Genomic DNA, 19,100 nt, shown 5'->3' with positions numbered 1-19,100 from the left:
CCCCGCAGCGCACCACAAGCCGAATCGCGAGCCGAATCGCGACCCGGCTCGCGAGCCCGTATGACGTGGTTGCATGACCGGAATCCGCTGACGGCGAGCCACGGCCGTCCGTACGCTGGACGCATGACGCTCGCCGAGCAGGAACCCACGATGCGCACCGTCCACGGCGCCTGCCACCACGACTGCCCCGACTCGTGCGGGTGGACGGTGACCGTCGACGACTCCGGCAGCGAGCCCGTCGCGGTGAAGCTCCGCGGCACACCCGAGCACCCGTTCTCCCAGGGCGAGCTGTGCCCGAAGGTCAACCGATTCCTCGACCGCGTCTACAGCCCGCAACGCCTCCTGCACCCGATGCGCCGCGTCGGCCCGAAGGGTTCGGGCCAGTTCGAGCAGATCAGCTGGGACGACGCGCTCGCCGACATCGCCACCAACCTGCATCGCGTGATCGACGAGCACGGTCCGGAAGCCGTGATGCCGTACTCCGACGCCGGCAACCAGAGCCTGCTGTCGATGTTCGGTTCGGGTGGCCGCTTCTTCAACCGGATGGGCGCGACCCGACTCGAGCGAGCGATCTGCGGAGTCACGGTCGGTGCGGGAACGACGATGACCAACGGGTCGGGGGCCAGCCTCGAAGCCACCGAGATGGTGCACTCCAAGCTGATCGTCCTGTGGGCGACCAACACGCGTCTCACCAACCGGCACCTGTGGCCGACCATAGAAACGGCCCGCGCCCAGGGCGCTCGGCTCGTGGTGATCGACCCGATCCGCACGCTCACCGCCGAGGCGGTCGACCCGGCTGCCGGCGACGTGTTCATCCAGCCCCGGCCCGGCACCGACATCGCGATGATGCTGGCGATGATGCACGTCATCATCGAGCGCGACCTGCACGACGCCGACTGGGTCGCCGCGCACACCACCGGCTTCGACGAACTCCGAGCGGCGGTCGCCGACTGGACGCCGCAGCGTGCAGCCGAAGCCACCGGCGTCGACGCGGAGATCATCGAGCAGCTCGCGATCGATGTCGCGTCGACGCGCCCCACCGCGATCCGCACGCTGATCGGGGCCGAGCACCACGAGAACGGGGCGATGTTCTTCCGCACGCTCGCATGCCTTCCCGCGCTCACCGGTGCGTGGCGGGATCGCGGCGGCGGCTTCTCGCGCAGCGTCGGGTTCTGGACCGAGGGTCAGATCGACATGCACGCCCTCACCAAACCCGAGCTGATTCCGATCACCGACGCCGACGGTGCGCCGTGGTTTCCGCGGCAGACCAACATGAGCCGTCTCGGCACCGTCCTCACCGGCACCGACGACGACCTCGGCGACGGCCCGCCGATCCATGCGCTGATCGTGTGGAACGCCAACCCGGTCGTCGTCGTCCCCAACGCCGACCTCGTCGAACAGGGTCTGGCCCGCGACGACCTCTACACCGTCGTCCACGAGCAGTTCCTCACCGAGACCGCGCGCTACGCCGACATCGTCCTCCCGGCCACCACCCAGATCGAAGCCGACGACGTCGTGTTCCCCTGGGGGCACCTGTGGGTGGCCTACAACGAAGCGGCGATCCCCCCGGCCGGGGAGTCGGTGTCGAACACCGAACTGTTCCGACGCCTCGCCGCCGCGATGGGCTACACCGAGCCCGAGCTGTTCGCCGACGACGAGACCCTGCTCAGCGATGCGCTCCCGACCATCGACATCGAGCGGCTGCGGGCCGAGAAGTGGCAGCGTGCGCCCTACCCCGACGACGGTCGCCCCTACGGCGACCCCGGCGGCGCGACCCCGTTCCCGACGCCGAGTGGGCGCGTCGAGTTCGCGTCCGACCAGCTCGAATCGCTCGGCCAGCCGCGCGTCCCCACCTACGTTCCTCCCGCCGAGGGCCCCGATGGCGACGCCGAGCTCGCCGCACGATTCCCCCTGCAACTCCTCACGCCGAAGCACCACAGCCGATTCCTCAACTCGGGCTACGCCCACCTCCCGAAGCACGGCCCGGCCGAAGGTGGTCCGTTCGTCGAGATGAACGCGACCGACGCAACCGCTCGCGGCTTGGCCGACGGCGACCTGGCGACCGTGCACAACGACCGATCGAGCCTCGACGTACCCGTTCGTATCACCGAGCGGGTTCGCCCCGGCGTGGTCGCCGTGCCGTTCGGGTGGTGGCGTCAGCATCACGTCGACGGCAAGGTCGCCAACAGCCTCACGAGCGACACGCTCACCGACTGGGGCGGCGGCGTGGCGTACTCCGACACGCTCGTCGAGGTCCGCGGCGCCGCACAGCGCTCCTGACCAGCACGTGAACGCGGAGTTACTGTTCGAAGCGTGACCGTCGCGGTCTGACACTGGAAGTACCCTGACGGCCATGGCCGGCGAACTGATCTACGCGTTCAGAGTGATGCGCCTGCCGCTCCTCGACGCGGGTGGATCGCCGATCGGTCAAATCGAAGACCTCGTCGCCATCCCCGGTCGCCCGGCGTCTCGAGGGCAGCCGGCCGTCGCTCCACGCATCGTCGGGTTCGTGGCCAGCAGCCAGCGTCGCCGCATCTTCGTCAACGCCAACCGCGTCGAAGAGCTCAACAGCGACGGGGCGCGCCTGCGCAGCTGGGACGTCGACCTCAACCCGTTCAAACCGCGGCCGGGTGAAGTGCTCATCAACGCCGAGCTGATCGACCGACGCATCGGCACCGAAACGGTGAGCGATGTCGGCCTGCTGCAGGCCGGCGACGGGCGCTCGACCTGGTGGGAGATCGACAAGGTCCGACTCTCGCGCCGCGGTGGCATCGGTCGGCGACCGACGTATCGCCTCGCCGACGCCAGCGAGCTGCCCGGGCTCTTCGACAGCCCGACCGCAATGGAAGCCGAAGCAGCGCGCCTGCGCGACTTCCACCCGGCCGAGGTCGCCGCCGTCGTGCGCAAGCTGCCCGACGCGCAACGACGCCAGATCGCGCACGCCATGGACGACGAGCGACTCGCCGACGTGCTCGAGGAGCTGCCGGAAGAAGAACAGATCCGCATCGTCGAAGGTCTCGACCGCGAACGTCTGGTCGGCGTGTTCGACGAGATGGAGTTCGACGATCTCGCCGACCTCCTCGGTCAGATGTCGCACGCGCAGCAGGAGCGGATGCTCGACGTGATGGACGACGAGGACGAAGAGGTCGTGCGACGACTCCTCTCGTACGAGGAGGGCACGGCCGGCGGCCTCATGACGCCCGAGGTCATCATCCTCGGGCCGACCGCCACCGTCGCCGAAGCCCTCGCCGAGATCCGCAACCCCGACTGGGTCGTGAGCATCGCGGCGCAGGTCTTCGTGTGCCAGGCACCGTTCAAGACCCCGACCGGTCGCTTCCTCGGCGTGGTGCACATGCAGCGACTGCTGCGCGAACCGCCGGCGATGGAGATCCGTCAGATCGTCGACGACTGCCCCACGGTGCTGCCCGACACGAGCGACGCCGAAGTGGCCGAACAACTCGCGAGCTACGACCTGCTCGCGGTCGCGGTGTGCGACGCGGCCGGTCGCCTGCTCGGCGCGGTCACCGTCGACGACGTGATCGACCGCATGCTCGGTACCGAATGGCGCAAGCGCCACCGCCCGACGCGCAGCACCGGGTCGGTCACTCCGTGAAGCGCCGCGAAGACCTCAGCGCTCCTCGGTCGCGCCGCTGGCAGGGCGTGCAGGTCGACACCGACACGTTCGGCTCGTTCGCCGAATCGATCGCCAACTTCATCGGCACCGCCCGATTTCTCGTGTACCAGACGGGCTTCATCACCGTCTGGATCCTGCACAACGTGTTCGCCCCCGACCGGTTGGTGTTCGACCCCTGGTCACGCGGGTTCACCCTCCTCACGCTGGTGCTGTCGATCCAGGCCGCCTACGCGGCCCCGCTGATCCTGCTCGCCCAGTCACGCCAGGAGCGCCGTGACCGCGTGATGGCCGAGACCGATCGAGACGTGGCCGAACGCACACAGAACGACACCGAGTTCCTGGCTCGCGAGATCGCCAGCGTGCGCCTGTCGCTGTCCGACATGGTCACCGGCGAGAGCTTTGACGAACGCCTCGAACGCCTCACCGACGTGGTGGAGCAGTTGAGCGACGACGTGCGGTCTCTGCGCACATCGCTCGACACGGCCGACGAGGACTGAAGCGCGAGTCAGCGCTGCGCGGCGACGTGGCGCACCAGTTCGACCGTCGCCTCGGCGAAACCCGACCGCAGATCGAGCGCGTCGAGGTGATCCATCGGCACCTCGACCACGTGCGCGTCGAGCGCCGCGGCGAGTTCGCGCTGCTTGCGCGGCTTGACGAGCCGATCCTTCGTGGTGACGAGGCAGCCGGCCGGCACGTCGAGGGTGCTCGCCCACGATCGTGCGTCGTGTCGACTGAGCGCCTTGCCGGCTTGCAGCACCACGCGCGCATCACCGCGCATGGTCTCGGCGATGATCCAGTCGCGGTGCTGCGCCAGACCCGCATCGTCGGTCATCATCCGCTCGACCGCCTTGCGCAGCACGTACGGCTGCGTCCACGAACGCAACGCCGCGCCCATGATCGGGAGCAGCTTCCACGACAGGCGCTCGCGCAAGGTCGCACTCCACTCCAACGCGGTCGCCTGCACGACGATGCCGCGCACGAGGTCGGGATGCCGCCGCGCGACGTACATCGCTATGGGGCCGCCCATCGAGTAGCCGACCGGGATGACGTTGCTCAGCCCGAGTTCGCGAACCACGGCCGCCGCGTCGTCGGCGACCTCGTCGAGTTCGTAGTGCTTCAGCGACCGCAGTCCGCGGCCGTGGCCACGGTGGTCGACACCGACGAACGAGCAGACCTCCATGAGCGCTCGATACGCACCGATGAACTGCAGATCGGACGACGCCGTCCAACCGTGCAACAACAGCACGGTCGGAGCCGCCGGGTCGGGGTGCTGGTGACGCCGGACGAAGAACTCGCCGCGATCGGGCACGCGCACGATCGAACCGGCCGGCAACCACGACGGCGGCAGGTCTCGTCGAATGGGGGTCGGCAGGTCAGGCACTCGGCACTCCTGTGAACTCTTGCAGTCGGACGCCGAGGCGTTCGATCGAACGCAACAGCCGTTTCGTGTCGAGCCGGGCCTCGCCGGGCACGACGAGACCGGGGGCGAGTTCGCCGTCGAGCACGAGGTCGGTGAAGGCGAGCGCCGTCGCCGTGGCTGCGGTGCCGACCAGTTCGGCGATACCGCCGATGAGCGTGAGGCGCCCGCCGTCGTGATCGTTGCCGCGCACTTCGACTCGAAGCGCACCGACGCCGCCTTCACGGTGTGGGCGCTTGAGCATCGGAAGTCGCGACGTGAGCCGGTCGCGGCGATTGGCCGAGAGGCGGGCCTGCACCCGCTCGACCTCGGGCATGGCGCGGCGGATGATGAGCGGTGCCGGCACCTCGGCGAGATAGCAGTCGTAGGCGCCCACCGGTTCGGGGAACCACGAGAGCAGACGGCCGGTGCCCGCGACGGCGGTGATCTCGGCGCCGTCGTGGAGGTTGGTGGCCGTGCCGGCGAGGGCGCGGTGGTGCTGGCGGGCACAGGCCGGTCCGGCCGTGCCGTGGATGCTCACGTGGACTTCGTCGACGGTGGCGAACGAGCCCGCCAGGTGGCGAGCGAGCAGCGCGACGAGTCCGGGTGACATACCGGCACCCACCACGAGCGCCACGTCGTGTTCGACGGCGAGCGCACCGAGGTCGAGGAGGGCTCGCACGTCGTCGATCTGGTCACCGATCGACACGACCGGCACACCGCGCTGCAGGAAGCGGCGGGCGACGGGATGGTGCGGGCCGGGGTGGGCGAGGATCACGGCGTCGAGGCCGTCGATCAGCGGCGACGTGCCGACGTCGATCTGTCGTGTGTCGATCGAGACGACTCTCGCGTCGGGACGAATCGTGCCGACGCGCTGTCGGACGCGGCCACCGACCACACCGACGCCGACGAGGCCGATGGTCGGGGAATCGGGAGGGAACACGACGTTCATCCGTCGTCGGAGACGTCGAGGGGGCGCCAGCCACCGCTCTGGGGTGGGGTACCACCCGAGCCTCGAACTCGGATACCAGCAGCGAAGATGGCACCGAGAACGACGGCGGAGACGACGCGACGGATGAATTTCATCAGATGAACCTCAGATCCATCTCATCGGGTGGGTGGGGCTACCTGGAATCGAACCAGGGACCTCATCGTTATCAGCGATGCGCTCTAACCGACTGAGCTATAGCCCCGACAAGATCGTGAGACTATCGGGAGGGTCGTACGTTCGCACCCGTGTCGTCGACCACGGCTTCGCGAATCATCGAACCGGAGTGATCGCGCACGACAGCCGGTACTTCGGGCTCGGCTCGGCGCACCACGAAGCGTCGCATCGGTGAGACCCGGGTCTCGACGACCTCCTCTTCGAGGACGGTGAAGCGCATGCCCCCGACGAGGTCGGTGATCAGGTTGAACAGGGTGGCGGCGAGCACGGCGAGGCCGGTCAGACCGATGACGCCGAACAGCCCGGCGATCCACGCAGCGTGGTAGATCTCGCCGCCGTTGAAGGAGAAGGTCTCCCAACCGAACGATTCGAAGAAGCGCTCGACGTTGTCGACCGTGCCGGTGGCATATGCCACATTCCACAGCAGCACACCCGCGGTGAGCATGATGACGTAGAGGACGGCGCTGGCGACGAGCGCAATCTTGAAGACGCTCCACGGGTCGACGTGACGCACCACACGGGTGACCTTGCGGACGCGTGGCTTGCGGCCGAGCACTCGTGGGATCTGTGCCGGGATCGGCATGGGTGCCGGGTCGTAGTCGGCGCTGCGACGTGGGCGACGACGAGCGTTGGCGGTGTCGTCTTGTGGCGCGAGGTCGACGACGGGGCCGTCGATGTCGGCGCGCCGCAGTTCTTCGAGGATGTCGTCGGAGACGTCGTCGTCGACGAGTTCGTCGTCGGTGTCGGGGTCGCCGGCGGGGACGAAGTCGCGCGCCTCGGCGGCGTGGAGTTCGGCCGCGACCGAGTCGTCGATGACGTCGTCGGTCGTGTCGTCGGGTGTTGCCGGGACGATCTCGGGCAGCTCGAACTCCGAGCTCACCTCCTCGTCGTCGTCGGTGTCGCTGGTGGCCGCGCGGATGCCATGGCGGGCCGTGCCGTCGTCGTCGAGATCATCGTCGAGATCGCTGTCGTCGTCGAGCTCATCGTCGTCGAGGTCGGCCTCAGCGTCCTCGGTTTCGGCGTCGTCGTCATCGTCGAGATCGGCCTCATCGTCGGCGAGATCTCGGGCGTCGATGTCGTCGTCGTCGAGCTCATCGTCGGCGTCATCGAGGTCGTCGGCGCGGAGTTCGGCCTCGTCCAGGTCATCGTCGTCGACATCATCGTCGTCGAGGTCGACATCGAGCTGCTCGGCGTCGTGCGCGTCGGTCAAGTCGTCATCGACATCATCGTCGAGATCGTCGTCGGCGAGTTCTGCTTCGGTCTCGTCGGCGTCGTCATCGATGTCGTCGCCGGCTTCGTCGTCGGCATCGGCGGCGTCGTCGACGTCGAGTTCGACATCGGCGGCTTCGAGCGCATCGTTCATCGCGTCGTCGAAGTCCTGGTCCGCGAAGAGTTCATCGAGCGCGTCGTCGGCATCAGCGGACGTCAGATCGTGCTCGGTTTTGCTCACTGTCGGCAGTCTAGGTGCCTCCCAGGGCGCCGTGCAGGCACCTCCGCCAGACGATTCCGATGTCGGATCAGGGTGAGATGCTGGCGCGAGCGGTGGCCGTGACGTCGCCGAGTCGCACGGTGACCGTCACCTCGTCGGGGCCTGGGCCCGTCGACCAGGCGATGACCGTGGCGCCGTGCGCACCGGCGAGGTCGTCGGCACGAGCGCGATCACCTTCGACCGAGGCGAGCGCGGCGGCGTCGGCGGCCGTCTGTGCCCGGGTTCGATCGGCCGTGGTTCGCCCCATGTCGGCGAGCGCGACGACGATCACGACCAACAGCGCCGCCGTCACGGCGACCACGAGCACGGCGGCTTGGCCGGCATCTCGTCCGCGGCACGACCGCGGCCGCGGCTGGCCTGACGAGTCGGCACGACGTGACCAGCCACTCGAGGTGACCGAGGTGGATGGTGTTGATGATGTGGACGGGATGGCGCGCACGGGCGACCTCACTCGGAGTCGTTGGAACCGAGGCGGGTACTCCCGCGATGAGGACGCCGCGTCGGCGTCGAGTGGCTACTCGCCGTCGTCGATCTCGGCGTCGGTGGCGAGGATCGGTGCGACCGATCCGACGATGTCGCCATCGTCCATGTTCATCACCTTCACACCGGTGGCCGTACGACCCTGCGTCGAGATCTCACGGACCGGCATGCGGATGGTGATGCCGCTCTTCGAAACGGCGACGATGTCGTCGTCGAGGCCGACCATGAACGCATCGACGACCTCGCCCTTCTTGCCGGTGAGCTTGATGCCGATCACGCCCTGGCCGCCGCGTCCCTGCACGTTGAACTGATCGAGTTCGGTGCGCTTGCCGTAGCCGGATTCGGTGACCATGAGGATCGAGGTGTCGTCGCGAGCGACGTCGACCGAGACCACGCCGTCTTGCGCGTTCTTGAGCTTGATGCCGCGAACACCGCCGGCGGTGCGGCCCATCGACCGCACGTCGTTCTCGTTGAAGCGAATGGTCATGCCCCGCTTGGTGACCATGAAGATGTCGTCGTCGCCGGTGGTCTCGATGACCTTCATCAGACGGTCGTCGTCTTTGAGGTTGATCGCGATGAGACCGTCGCGGCGTGACGTGTCGTAGGCGCCGAACGTGGTCTTCTTGACCGTGCCCTGCTCGGTGGCGAAGAACAGGTAGCGATCACCGGCGAACTCGCGGGTGTCGATGATCGCCTGGATCTTCTCGTCGGCCTGGAGCGGCAGCAGGTTGACCATCGGCATGCCCTTGGCCGTGCGCTCGCGCTCGGGAATGTCGAGGGCGCGCAATCGATAGACCTTGCCGCGGTTCGAGAAGAACAGCAGGTGCGCGTGCGCGGTGGTGAAGATGACGTGACGCACGATGTCGTCGACCTTGAGCTTGCCGCCCGACACGCCACGACCGCCACGGCCCTGGGTCTTGAACGACGCGGCCGGCACGGCCTTGACGTACTGAGCCTGGGTCATGACGATGACGAGCTCTTTGTCGTCGACGAGGTCTTCGATCGACATCTCGCCGTCGTCGTAGGTGATCTCGCAGATGCGCGGCGTGGCGAACTCTTCCTTGATCGCCAGGATCTCGTCCTTGATGACGCCGTTGAGGCGTTCGGGGCGGGCGAGGATGTCTTGCAGGTCTTCGATGCTCGCGCGGATGTCGTCGAGTTCGGTCTCGAGGTCGATGCGCGACAGCCGGGTGAGCTGTCGGAGCTGCATGTCGAGAATGTCGTTGGCCTGCACTTCGGAGAACTCGAACGGTTCGGTCATGAGGCCCTCGCGCGCCGTGGCGACGTCGTCGCTGGCACGGATGAGCGCGATGATCTCGTCGATGACGTTGAGGGCCTTGATGCGACCTTCGAGGATGTGTTCGCGGCGTTCGGCCTTCGCCAGACGGAACTCGGTGCGACGGGTGATGACGTCGACCTGGTGGCGCAGGTACGCCGTGAGCGCGTCGAGCAGCGTGATCTGTCGTGGCACACCGTCGACGAGCGCGACCATGTTGATCGAGAACGACGACTGCAACTGCGTCATCTTGTAGAGCTTGTTGAGGATGACGTTGGGGTTGCCGTCTCGCTTGAGCGAGATGATGAGGCTGGTCTCGCCGCCGGACGAGTCGTCGTTGACGTCGGAGATGCCTTCGAGGTCGCCGGCGGTGACGAGTTCGTCGATGCGTGCGGCGATCGACGAGACGCTGGTCTGGTACGGCAGCTCGGTGACGACGATCTCGTAGCGCCCGTTCTTGGTCTCTTCGATGCTGGCCTTGGCGCGCGTCTTCACGCTGCCACGACCGGTGCGGTAGGCGTCGAGGATGCCGGAGCGGCCGAGGATGTAGGCGCCCGTCGGGAAGTCGGGCCCCTTGACGTGTTCGATCATGTCCTCGACGGTCGCGTCGGGGTGGTCGATGAGGTGGACGACGGCGTCGATGACTTCGCCGAGGTTGTGCGGCGGGATGTTGGTCGCCATGCCGACGGCGATGCCCTGGCTGCCGTTGACCAGCAGGTTGGGGAACCGCGACGGGAGCACGAGCGGCTCCTCGGTCGTGCCGTCGTAGTTCGGGATCATGTCGACGGTGTCTTCGTCGATGTCGGCGAGCAGCTGCATCGCCAACGGGTGGAGTCGACATTCGGTGTAGCGCGAGGCGGCGGGTCCGAAGTCGGGTGAGCCGTAGTTGCCGTGGAAGTCGATCAGCGGGTGGCGCAGCGAGAACGGCTGGGCCATACGCACGAGCGCGGCGTAGATGGCGGAGTCGCCGTGCGGGTGGAAGCGGGCCATGGTGTCGCCCGAGACGCGGGCGCACTTGACGTGCGGCCGGTCGGGGCGGAACCCCTGCTCTTCCATGTCCCAGATGATGCGGCGGTGCACCGGCTTGAGTCCGTCGCGGACGTCGGGCAGTGCGCGCGACATGATGACCGACATCGCGTATTCGAGGAAGCTCGACTCCATCTCGTCGGAGAGCGGAATCGGCTGGATCGGATCGTCGGGCGTGCCGTCGTCGCCTCCAGAAGCAGGCGGCTCGATGGGCGGCTCATCCCCCGAAGGAGGAGTCGTGTCAGTCGTGTCAGTCATGAGAAGTCCTGTGTGGTCATCGGGTGTCAGACACCGAATGACCGGTGAGCGAGATGGGGTCGTGAGCGAGATGGGTCATTCGGTGTCTGACACCCGATGACGGAGCGAAGCGAGTGACCACGAAACTCAGAAATCCAAGTTCTGGACGTCGCGGGCGTTGGTGGTGATGAACTCGCGGCGGGTGGCGACGTCGTCGCCCATGAGCGTCGACATGATCTCGTCGGCGCGGGCGGCTTCGTCGACGTTGACCTGCAGCAGCGTGCGCGTGTTCGGGTCCATGGTGGTGGCGCGGAGCTCTTCCCAGTCCATTTCGCCGAGGCCTTTGAGGCGGGCGAAGTTCTTCTTGTGGTTGGGGCGCTCTTCGAGGAACTTGGCCTTGGCGACGTCGTCTTTGAGGTACACCTTCTCCTTGCCGACCTCGGTGGAGTACAGCGGCGGCTGCGCGATGTAGCAGTAACCGGCTTCGACCATCTCGCGCATCTGGCGGAAGAAGAACGTGAGCAGCAACGTGCGGATGTGGCTGCCGTCGACGTCGGCGTCAGCCAGGCAGATCACCTTGTGGTAGCGAGCCTTCTCGACGTCGAACTCGTCGCCGACGCCGGCCCCGATGGCGGTGATGAGCGCCTGGATCTCGTTGTTCTTCAGCATCTTGTCGATGCGGGCACGTTCGACGTTGAGGATCTTGCCGCGGATGGGGAGGATCGCCTGGCTGTACGGATGGCGAGCGTCGACCGCGGTGCCGCCGGCGGAGTCGCCCTCGACGATGAACAGTTCGGACTCGTCGGCGTTCTTCGACTGGCAGTCCTTCAACTTGTCGGGCATGCCGGCACCCGAGAGTGCGGTCTTGCGACGGATCGCGTTGCGGGCGTTCTTCGCGGCGGCTCGTGCCTGCGCGGCGGCGACACCCTTCTTGACCAGCTTGCTCGCTTCGGCCGGGTTCTCCTGCAGCCACTCGGCGAGCATCTCGTTGGTGGCCTTCTGCACGAACGAGCGCATGGGCACGTTGCCGAGCTTGGCCTTGGTCTGGCCTTCGAACTGCGGTTCGCGCAGCTTGACCGACACGATCGCCGTGAGGCCTTCACGCACGTCGTCGCCGGTGAGGTTCGCGTCCTTCTCCTTGAGGAGGTTCTTCTCGCGGGCGTACTTGTTGATCGTGGTGGTGAGCGCCGAGCGGAAGCCTTCGATGTGCATGCCACCTTCGATGGTGGAGATGCCGTTGGCGTAGCCGTGGATGCCTTCGTGGTAGCCCGTGTTCCACTGCATGGCGACGTCGAGCATCTGGCCGTCGTCGTCTTCGTCTTCGAACTGGCAGACCTTGCTGAACAGCGGGTCTTTGGTGGCGTTGAGGTGCTTGACGAAGTCGACCAGGCCGTTCTTGTACTGGTACGTGATCTCCTGCTCGCGTTCGGGACGCTCGTCTGTGAAGTCGATGATGAGGCCCTTGTTGAGGAACGCCATCGTCTGGAGTCGTTCGAGCACGGTGCGCGCCACGAACTCGACGCCTTCGGCCTGGAAGATCGACGGGTCGGGCCAGAACGTGATGGTGGTGCCGGTGGCGCGCTCACCCTTGGGGGTGGGGCCGACCTTCTCCATCTTGTTCTGCGGGGCGCCGCCGTCGGCGTAGGTCTGCTCGTAGCGATCGCCGTTGCGGTCGACCTGGATGAGGAGCTTGGTGGAGAGGGCGTTGACGACCGACACGCCGACGCCGTGGAGACCACCCGAGACCTTGTAGCCGTCGCCGCCGAACTTGCCGCCGGCGTGCAGCACGGTGAGCACGACTTCGGCAGCCGACTTGCCGGCGTGTTCACCGGTGGTGAACGGATCGATCGGGATGCCGCGACCGTTGTCGGCGACGCTGCATCCGCCGTCGGCGGTGAGGGTGATGCTGATGCGATCACAGTGGCCGGCCATGGCTTCGTCGACCGAGTTGTCGACGACTTCCCAGATCAGGTGGTGCAGACCGGTGAGGCCCGTGGAGCCGATGTACATGCCCGGGCGCTTGCGCACCGGGTCGAGGCCTTCGAGCACCGTGATGGCGGCTGCGTCGTAGTCGGCCGTGGTCTTGGCCGCGTCGCCCTGTGGCTTGCGGCGCGGCGCCTTCGCTACGTCGGCCGGATCATCGCCCGCCTCGTCGACGTCCGCGTCCGACGCGACAGGGCGCTGGATGGGAGTGGTGGCGTCGTCGTCGGGGTTCGGGAGTTCGTTGATTGCGGTGTCTGAGGACACTCGTACCTTCTTCGTCGACTCCTCGGGCCACATCGGGCCGCGAGCGTTGGGTTGGAGTTGTTTGGATGCCCGTTCGGGGCACGATCGTCGCCTCGGGAAACACCTCAGCCAGGTGCGTCAGACCGGCGAGGAAACCCCCAGAACAATTGGCTCTCAGCCTACCAGCGGGGTGTGCCGGAGATGGGTCATTCGCCATGGCACGATCGGTAAACCACAGGTCTGTGATTTAACTGTGGACAACCGTTTCCGCGTCGCGAATCGGTCACGCGACGGCCAGCGCGCACTGATGTCGGCGCATCGGACCTGCACACGTGTCGTGCACGTCGTCGACAGGGCGGTCAGCGGCCGCGGCGAGCGGACTTCACGCGCACTTCGACACGGTCGATGTCGACGCGTGCGACGTCGTGGAGTCGGCTGATGATCGTGTCGCTCAGGAACTTCACCTGTGTCGCCCACGCTGCTTCGTCGGCTTCGACGAGCAGGGTGCCCTTGTCGAGCTTGATCGGTTTGACGTGCGCCGAGATCTGCGCCCCGACCGCGTCGTCCCACTTGCTGAACAGGCCCCCGACCTGGATCCGATCGGTGCCGCGCAGCGACTTCATGATGTTGTCGAGCGATCGGGTGATCGGAACGGGATCGTCCACCCCGTCACCGTAACGCCTTCTCGAACCGGTCGATCGAACGGCTGCGCTGGCATCACACGCATCGGCAAAACGGTCGCGACGCCACTCGTGGGTCTGCCACCATCGTCGTATGAAGCTCAGATCGCTCGCTGCCGGTACGACCCTGTTGATCGCGGGCACCGCCATCGGCGCCACGACCCAACACTTCGCGTCGGCGGGGGTGTCGTCGGGCGAGCGCGCCGTGCTCGTGCCGATCGAACCGTGTCGACTGGCCGACACCCGCCCGGCACCCAACACGGTCGGACCGCGCTCGATCGGGCTCGGGCCGGCCGACACTCACACGATCGACGCGCAGCAGGCCGGCACACCGTGCAGCGGTTCGATCCCGACCGATGCATCGGCGCTCTCGCTCAACATCACCGCACTGGGCGCCACCGAGCAGTCGTACCTCACGGTGTGGGCCGGCGGCGACCGTCCGACCGCGGCGAGTCTCAACCCGGCTCCCGGGCAACCGCCGGTGCCGAACGCCGTCGTCACCGAGCTCTCGGTCGACCAGGAGTTCGAGATCTACAACAACTCTGGGACCGTGTCGGTGGTGGTCGACGTCAACGGCTACTACGTCGATCACGACCACGACGATCGCTACGTGAAGCTGCCGACGACCGAGGTCTTCGTCGGCGGCGCCGACTTCACGCCGGCCGCCACCGAAGACGGCGGGGCCGGCTTCGACTACAAGAACCTGCTGTGGTTGCGGTCGCCCGGCTCCGGACGCGACTGCCTGCTCGCGCCCCTCCCCCTCCAGCCGGGCACCTCGGTGAGTTCGGTCGACGTTCGCTACAACGCGGCGACCGACGTCGACGTCGACGTGCAAGTGGTCAGCTCGTCACGGTCGGCCACGTCGGCCGACCCGATCGACGAGTTCCTCGCGCTGCACCTGTTCCACGACGGTCAACCGTTCGCCGCGACCGGCAGCGAGGAGGAGATCAGCATGGTCAACGTGGTGTCGGGGACGCTGCCGACCGGACGCACCATTCGACCGGTCACCAGCGATCATCACACGGCGCTCGAGCTGTGCACCTCGGGCGGCGTGGCCATCGTCAGCGCCACGGTACATCTCGACTGAGGCCGGCCCGGGCACAGCGCTCGGTGGACTCGACCGCGCGGCGATCAGGATTCGGTGACGACTTCGCCAGCCTTCACGCGCAGCACTCTGTCGGCTTGCGCGGCCGGGGGGAGTTCGCTGGCCGTCGTGATCACGACCTGGCCGGGTGGAAGGTGTTCGAGCAGCGCGGTGGCCCGGCCGTCGTCGAGTTCGCTGAGCACGTCGTCGAGGACGAGCACGGGTGCCGATTCGGTTCGCTCGGTCACCAGGCGATGCGACGCGAGTCGCAGCGCGAGCGCGAGCGTGCGCTGCTCCCCCTGCGACGCGTGTGTTCGTGACGGCAGTCCGTTGATCGACAGGGCGAGTTCGTCGCGGTGCGGGCCGACGGTCGACACGCCGCGCCGCAGGTCCATCGGCCGGGCCGCGGTAAGCGCCTTCAGCAGACCGATCTGGCGCCACTCCGGCTCGTAGCGCAGCTCGATCGGCGACGACTCCCCCGCCAGTTGGTCGTACGCGTCTTGGACCATCGGCGTGATGCGGGCGACGAGTGTTGCTCGTGCGTAGCCGAACTGATCGGCGAGCTCGACGAACTTCGCATCCCACACGTCGAGGGTGACCGCGATGTCGTCGGGCAGGTTCTCGGCGCGATGCCCGGCCTTCTGGGCTTGCTTGAGCAGGCTGTTGCGCTGCTTGACGATGCGATCGATCTCGAGACGGATGGCGTCGTACTTGGTGGCGAGCGCGACGAGGGTGTCGTCCATGAAGCGGCGTCGATCGCCGGGTGACCCCTTGACGACGATCAGGTCGTCGGGCGAGAACACCGTGACGCGCACGGTGCCGAGCAGGTCGCGGACCCGCTTGAGCTTCTGCTTGTTGACCTGGACGCGGTTGCGGCCGACGACGGTGAGCTCCGCCTCGATCAGCGATTCGCGTCCGTCGTCGTGACGGACCGTGGCACGGATGATGGCCTGGTCGGCCCCCACTCGGACGAGCGCGTCACCGGGGGCACCGCGAAAGCTCGACAGCGTCGCGAGGTACGCGAGTGCTTCGGCCAGGTTGGTCTTGCCCTGCCCGTTGTCGCCGATGACCGCCGTGGTGCCGTCGAGCAGGTCGAACTCACCCGACACATAATTCCGAAAGTCGATGAGCTCCAACCGAGAAACGATCACAGTGTTTCGAGGCTACGTCAGCAACCACCAACCCCGAGTGTTCCCCACCACCAGCCAGACATCCCCGCGCGAGACCCAGCCATCGAAGGGTCGAGCCGCAGGCGAGCGCAAGCGAGGGAGCGGCCTCCGAGCGCTCAGAGTGTCACGGCACGCGGACCGGCATGAGGAGGTACAGGTAGTCCTCCTGGCCGGCGCCGCGGAGCACGGCGGGCTTCATCGGGTCCATCGTCGCCAACGTCACGTCGTCGGCGTCGATCGCGTCGATGCCGGCGGCGAGGTAGTCGGGGTTGAACGCCACGGTCATCTCGGCGCCGTCGTAGCTGGCGTCGATCTCTTCCGCCGCGTTACCGACGTCTTGGGTGATCGCGGTGAGCTGCACCGTGTCGCCGCCGAGGGTGAGGCGCACCGGGGTGGAGTCCTGAGCGAGGATCTTCACACGACGGATCGCTTCCATCATCGACGCCTTGCTGACGGTGAGCAGGTTCGGGTAGCTCGAGGGCAGCAGGTTGCGATAGTTCGGGAACTCGCCTTCGATCAGCCGGGTGCTGAGGCGTGTGGTGCCGGCTTCGAAGGTGGCTTCACGTTCGCCGAAGCGGACGGTGAGCTCTTCGACGTCGCCCATCACGCGCTGCAACTCGTTGAGCGCACGACCGGGGATGAGGACTTTCTGGCCGGAGCCGAGCACCGTCGAGTCGGGCAGGTCACGCACCGCGAGGCGGTACGAGTCGGTCGCGACCATGCGGACGCCTTCGTCTTCCGACGCGAGGAGCACACCGGTGAGCACGGCGCGTGCATCGTCGGTCGAGGCGGCGCGGACGACCTGACGCAGTGCATCCGACATCGTCTCGGCCGACAGGGTGACCGCTTCGCCACTCGGTTCGGTCTGTGCCGGGTAGTCGTCGAGCGACAGCGGGCGCACCGAGAACTGGGAGCGGCCGGCGCTGATCGACATCTCGCCCGAGTCACCGGACGTGTCGAGTGAGATCTCGACGGCGCCGGCGGGCAGGGCTTTGACGATGTCGCCGACGAGGCGGGCGGGAACGACGGCAGCACCGTCTTGTTCTCCGCCGACTTCGACGGTGAGTCGGATCGTCAGCTCGAGGTCGGTGCCGGTCACCGTGAGCGTGTCACCGGCGACCTCCATCCGGACACCGGCGAGCACCGGCAGGGTTCCGGTTCGGTTGGTGGCGGCGCGGCCGGCGGAGCCGACAGCATCAGCCAGGACGTCACGTTCGCAACGAAACTTCACAGTGGGCACTTCTCCTCATGCATGGATGTTTCAAAGACAATAGAAGTAGTAGGGGCTGTGGATTGTGAACAACCCGCGTACGTGCAGCGTACGGCGGTTGATCGCGTCCACATGGGATACGTGGTCATCCCCAGCTCGAATCTCACAGTCGTGTAACTCGGTGGACGACAGCGCGTTGTCCCCCGCGCGACGGCGCGCTGTCCGACCGACGTCCCCATCGTTGTCCCCCGCGCGGGTGTTCGACCGGGTGAGACGCGACCGAACCCGCTGTCGTCACGGCAGAGATGTGCGGTCGGTCGCGCGGTCTCGCCGGCGATCACCGCTCGATGGCCGGTTGCCGGGTGCTGGACCTGGTGCATGGCGGCGGCGCTATGCCTTGAGCTTCAAGATGAGCGCGGTGACCTGGTCGTAGATCTCTTTGCGTTCCTTCATGAGGCGCTGGATCTTGTCGTTGGCGTGGATCACGGTGGTGTGATCGCGCCCGCCGAACAGACGGGCGATCGCCGGGTAACTCAGGTCGGTGAGATCGCGGAACACGTACATCGCGATCTGGCGGGCGGTGACGAGCGGGCGTTGCCGGCTCTTGCCCTTGAGCGCTTCGACGTCGAAGCGCAAGATGTCGGCGATCTCCTGGAGGAGTTCTTCGTCGGTGCGGATCTTCGGCTGGCTCAGCGTGAGGAGATCTTCGAGCTGACTCTGGACGAGGTCGATGGTGATCGGTTGGCGACTGAGGCTGGCGAACGCCATGACGCGAACGAGCGCGCCTTCGAGTTCACGGATGTTGGTCGAGATGTTCTCGGCGATGAACTCGAGTGCCGCGGCCGGCACGTCGACGTCTTCGCGATCCGCCTTGTTGCGCAGGATGGCCAGACGGGTCTCGACGTCGGGCGGCTGGATGTCGGTGATGAGTCCCCACTTGAACCGGCTGCGAAGGCGTTCTTCCAGCGTGGGGATGTTGTCGGGCGTGCGATCGGAGCTGATGACGATCTGTTTGTTGGCACCGTGCAACGCGTTGAACGTGTGGAAGAACTCCTCCTGGAGCCCTTCCTTGTTGGCGATGAACTGGATGTCGTCGATCAGCAGCACGTCGACGTCGCGGTATCGCTGACGCAGCAGGTTGGTCGTGTTCTGACGAATCGACTCGACGTACTCGTTCATGAACGTCTCGGTGGAGACGTAGCGCACCTTGTGGTGCTGGTAGTTGGAGTGGACGTAGTGGCCGATCGCGTACAGCAGGTGGGTCTTGCCGAGCCCTGCGGCGCCGTAGATGAACAGCGGGTTGTAGCTGCGAGCAGGGGTTTCGGCCACCCGCAACGCCGCGGCGAGGGCGAACTGGTTCGACGCGCCCTTCACGAAGGTCTCGAACGAGTAGTCACTGCTGAGCCCGGCGTCTTCGAGGACGAGGTCACGCTCCGACAGTGCGGCCGGGCCGGTGTCGAGGTGGATGTTCGACGGGGTGTTCGCGGTGTCGCTCTGGTGCGCGGTGTCGGCCGGGGCGTTGTCGATCGGCGCCGCGTGGTGCTCGTCGGGGACCGACTCGTCGTGGTCGGCACCGGCCTTGACGTCGATCTCGATCGTGCGATGCCCTTCGCCGGCATCTTCGAGCGCGTCGGTCACCAGCGGCAGGTAGCGCTTGAGGATGCGATCCCGGACGTAGCCGCTCGGTGCGAGGAGTCGCAGGGTGTCGTTGTCGGCACTGATCGGCTGCACGTCTTGGAACGTCGAGAACCACACGCTCTCGGCCAGTTGCATCCGCAGCGCAAGCGTCACCTGCGTCCACACGTCATCGGCCTCGGTCACTGGCATTCGGTCACATCATCCCTTGGTCGTTCCACAGCTTTTTCCACAGTGTGTGGACATCCCTGGATCCGACACGAGCGACAGAACCTAGCACGTTGTGAACGAGACGGAAACGTGCAGCGAAAAGCTCAAAAAACGGCCCACACGCTGGGGTGATGCACAACCTCTCGCCCTGTGGGTAACTTACATCGATGTGGTTTGTCCACA

At 66.7% G+C, this 19,100-nt stretch carries 15 protein-coding genes and 1 tRNA gene; 5 read left to right on the top strand and 11 right to left on the bottom strand.

Going from position 1 to position 19,100, the window contains the following annotated elements; genetic code table 11:
- The first annotated feature begins 123 nt into the window (after positions 1 to 123).
- The 3 genes from YM304_RS00075 (at position 124) to YM304_RS00065 (ending at position 4,131) form a co-directional block, all read left to right on the top strand.
- Positions 124 to 2,280: a molybdopterin-containing oxidoreductase family protein gene (locus YM304_RS00075; RefSeq protein WP_015439577.1), complete on the top strand. Its 2,157-nt coding sequence runs from the start codon at positions 124 to 126 to the stop codon at positions 2,278 to 2,280.
- Between the two features lie 73 nt (positions 2,281 to 2,353).
- On the top strand, positions 2,354 to 3,613 hold the full coding sequence (locus YM304_RS00070) for a magnesium transporter MgtE N-terminal domain-containing protein (protein ID WP_015439576.1): 1,260 nt from the start codon (positions 2,354 to 2,356) through the stop codon (positions 3,611 to 3,613).
- Positions 3,610 to 4,131, top strand: a complete 522-nt coding sequence (locus tag YM304_RS00065; protein WP_015439575.1) for a DUF1003 domain-containing protein — start codon at positions 3,610 to 3,612, stop codon at positions 4,129 to 4,131. The genes YM304_RS00070 and YM304_RS00065 overlap by 4 nt, the downstream gene beginning before the upstream one ends.
- An 8-nt stretch (positions 4,132 to 4,139) precedes the next feature.
- On the opposite strand, the gene YM304_RS24960 is transcribed toward YM304_RS00065, so the two are convergent.
- The 4 genes from YM304_RS24960 to YM304_RS24445 all read right to left on the bottom strand — a co-directional run bounded on the left by YM304_RS24960 (position 4,140) and on the right by YM304_RS24445 (position 7,075).
- Positions 4,140 to 5,015: an alpha/beta fold hydrolase gene (locus YM304_RS24960; RefSeq protein WP_015439574.1), complete on the bottom strand. Its 876-nt coding sequence runs from the start codon at positions 5,013 to 5,015 to the stop codon at positions 4,140 to 4,142.
- Positions 5,008 to 5,982, bottom strand: coding sequence for a saccharopine dehydrogenase family protein (locus tag YM304_RS24955; protein WP_015439573.1), 975 nt, complete (start codon positions 5,980 to 5,982; stop codon positions 5,008 to 5,010). Before YM304_RS24955 ends, YM304_RS24960 begins: the two co-directional genes overlap by 8 nt.
- Before the next feature lie 167 nt (positions 5,983 to 6,149).
- Positions 6,150 to 6,223 (bottom strand) — tRNA-Ile (locus tag YM304_RS00050).
- Positions 6,224 to 6,238: 15 nt separating this feature from the next.
- Positions 6,239 to 7,075: a DUF3566 domain-containing protein gene (locus YM304_RS24445; protein ID WP_015439572.1), complete on the bottom strand. Its 837-nt coding sequence runs from the start codon at positions 7,073 to 7,075 to the stop codon at positions 6,239 to 6,241.
- A gap of 42 nt (positions 7,076 to 7,117) precedes the next feature.
- Here YM304_RS24445 and YM304_RS24440 point away from each other — a divergent pair, with 42 nt between their 5' ends.
- Positions 7,118 to 7,747 (top strand): hypothetical protein, encoded by a 630-nt coding sequence (locus YM304_RS24440; RefSeq protein WP_015439571.1) that lies wholly within the window; start codon positions 7,118 to 7,120, stop codon positions 7,745 to 7,747.
- On the opposite strand, the gene YM304_RS00040 is transcribed toward YM304_RS24440, so the two are convergent.
- From YM304_RS00040 to YM304_RS24950, 4 genes are all read right to left on the bottom strand, one after another.
- Complete coding sequence (locus tag YM304_RS00040) at positions 7,713 to 7,991, bottom strand: pilus assembly protein TadG-related protein (RefSeq protein WP_015439570.1); 279 nt, start codon at positions 7,989 to 7,991, stop codon at positions 7,713 to 7,715. The genes YM304_RS24440 and YM304_RS00040 overlap by 35 nt on opposite strands.
- A gap of 207 nt (positions 7,992 to 8,198) precedes the next feature.
- The gene (gyrA, locus tag YM304_RS00035; protein ID WP_015439569.1) at positions 8,199 to 10,724 is read right to left on the bottom strand and encodes a DNA gyrase subunit A; all 2,526 of its coding nucleotides are present in this window, start codon (positions 10,722 to 10,724) and stop codon (positions 8,199 to 8,201) included.
- A gap of 126 nt (positions 10,725 to 10,850) precedes the next feature.
- The gene (locus YM304_RS00030; protein WP_015439568.1) at positions 10,851 to 12,950 is read right to left on the bottom strand and encodes a DNA gyrase/topoisomerase IV subunit B; all 2,100 of its coding nucleotides are present in this window, start codon (positions 12,948 to 12,950) and stop codon (positions 10,851 to 10,853) included.
- A gap of 338 nt (positions 12,951 to 13,288) precedes the next feature.
- Positions 13,289 to 13,594, bottom strand: coding sequence for a DciA family protein (locus YM304_RS24950; RefSeq protein WP_015439567.1), 306 nt, complete (start codon positions 13,592 to 13,594; stop codon positions 13,289 to 13,291).
- A gap of 109 nt (positions 13,595 to 13,703) precedes the next feature.
- Between YM304_RS24950 and YM304_RS00020 the strand changes: the two genes are divergently transcribed.
- Entirely contained in the window at positions 13,704 to 14,696 is a 993-nt protein-coding gene (locus tag YM304_RS00020) for a hypothetical protein (protein WP_015439566.1), read from the top strand.
- Between the two features lie 44 nt (positions 14,697 to 14,740).
- On the opposite strand, the gene recF is transcribed toward YM304_RS00020, so the two are convergent.
- From recF to dnaA, 3 genes are all read right to left on the bottom strand, one after another.
- Positions 14,741 to 15,829 (bottom strand): DNA replication/repair protein RecF, encoded by a 1,089-nt coding sequence (gene recF, locus YM304_RS00015; RefSeq protein WP_162142002.1) that lies wholly within the window; start codon positions 15,827 to 15,829, stop codon positions 14,741 to 14,743.
- A 157-nt stretch (positions 15,830 to 15,986) separates the two neighbouring features.
- Positions 15,987 to 17,093, bottom strand: a complete 1,107-nt coding sequence (dnaN, locus tag YM304_RS00010) for a DNA polymerase III subunit beta (RefSeq protein WP_015439564.1) — start codon at positions 17,091 to 17,093, stop codon at positions 15,987 to 15,989.
- A gap of 369 nt (positions 17,094 to 17,462) precedes the next feature.
- Positions 17,463 to 18,899 carry a chromosomal replication initiator protein DnaA gene (gene dnaA, locus YM304_RS00005; protein ID WP_015439563.1) on the bottom strand — a complete coding sequence of 479 codons (1,437 nt, stop codon included), beginning with the start codon at positions 18,897 to 18,899 and terminating at the stop codon, positions 17,463 to 17,465.
- Between the last annotated feature and the right edge of the window lie 201 nt (positions 18,900 to 19,100).

It is taken from the genome of Ilumatobacter coccineus YM16-304 (assembly GCF_000348785.1).
Classification (GTDB): Bacteria; Actinomycetota; Acidimicrobiia; order Acidimicrobiales; family Ilumatobacteraceae; genus Ilumatobacter_A; species Ilumatobacter_A coccineus.
This window is presented reverse-complemented; position numbering and strand designations above follow the sequence as displayed.

Coding starts and splice junctions, on each gene's coding strand:
- YM304_RS00075 (WP_015439577.1), top strand. CDS start 124: ATGACGCTCGCCGAGCAGGAACCCACGATGCGCACCGTCCACGGCGCC.
- YM304_RS00020 (WP_015439566.1), top strand. CDS start 13,704: ATGAAGCTCAGATCGCTCGCTGCCGGTACGACCCTGTTGATCGCGGGC.
- dnaA (WP_015439563.1), bottom strand. CDS start 18,899: ATGCCAGTGACCGAGGCCGATGACGTGTGGACGCAGGTGACGCTTGCG.
- YM304_RS24955 (WP_015439573.1), bottom strand. CDS start 5,982: ATGAACGTCGTGTTCCCTCCCGATTCCCCGACCATCGGCCTCGTCGGC.
- YM304_RS00070 (WP_015439576.1), top strand. CDS start 2,354: ATGGCCGGCGAACTGATCTACGCGTTCAGAGTGATGCGCCTGCCGCTC.
- YM304_RS24440 (WP_015439571.1), top strand. CDS start 7,118: ATGGCGGGCCGTGCCGTCGTCGTCGAGATCATCGTCGAGATCGCTGTC.
- gyrA (WP_015439569.1), bottom strand. CDS start 10,724: ATGACTGACACGACTGACACGACTCCTCCTTCGGGGGATGAGCCGCCC.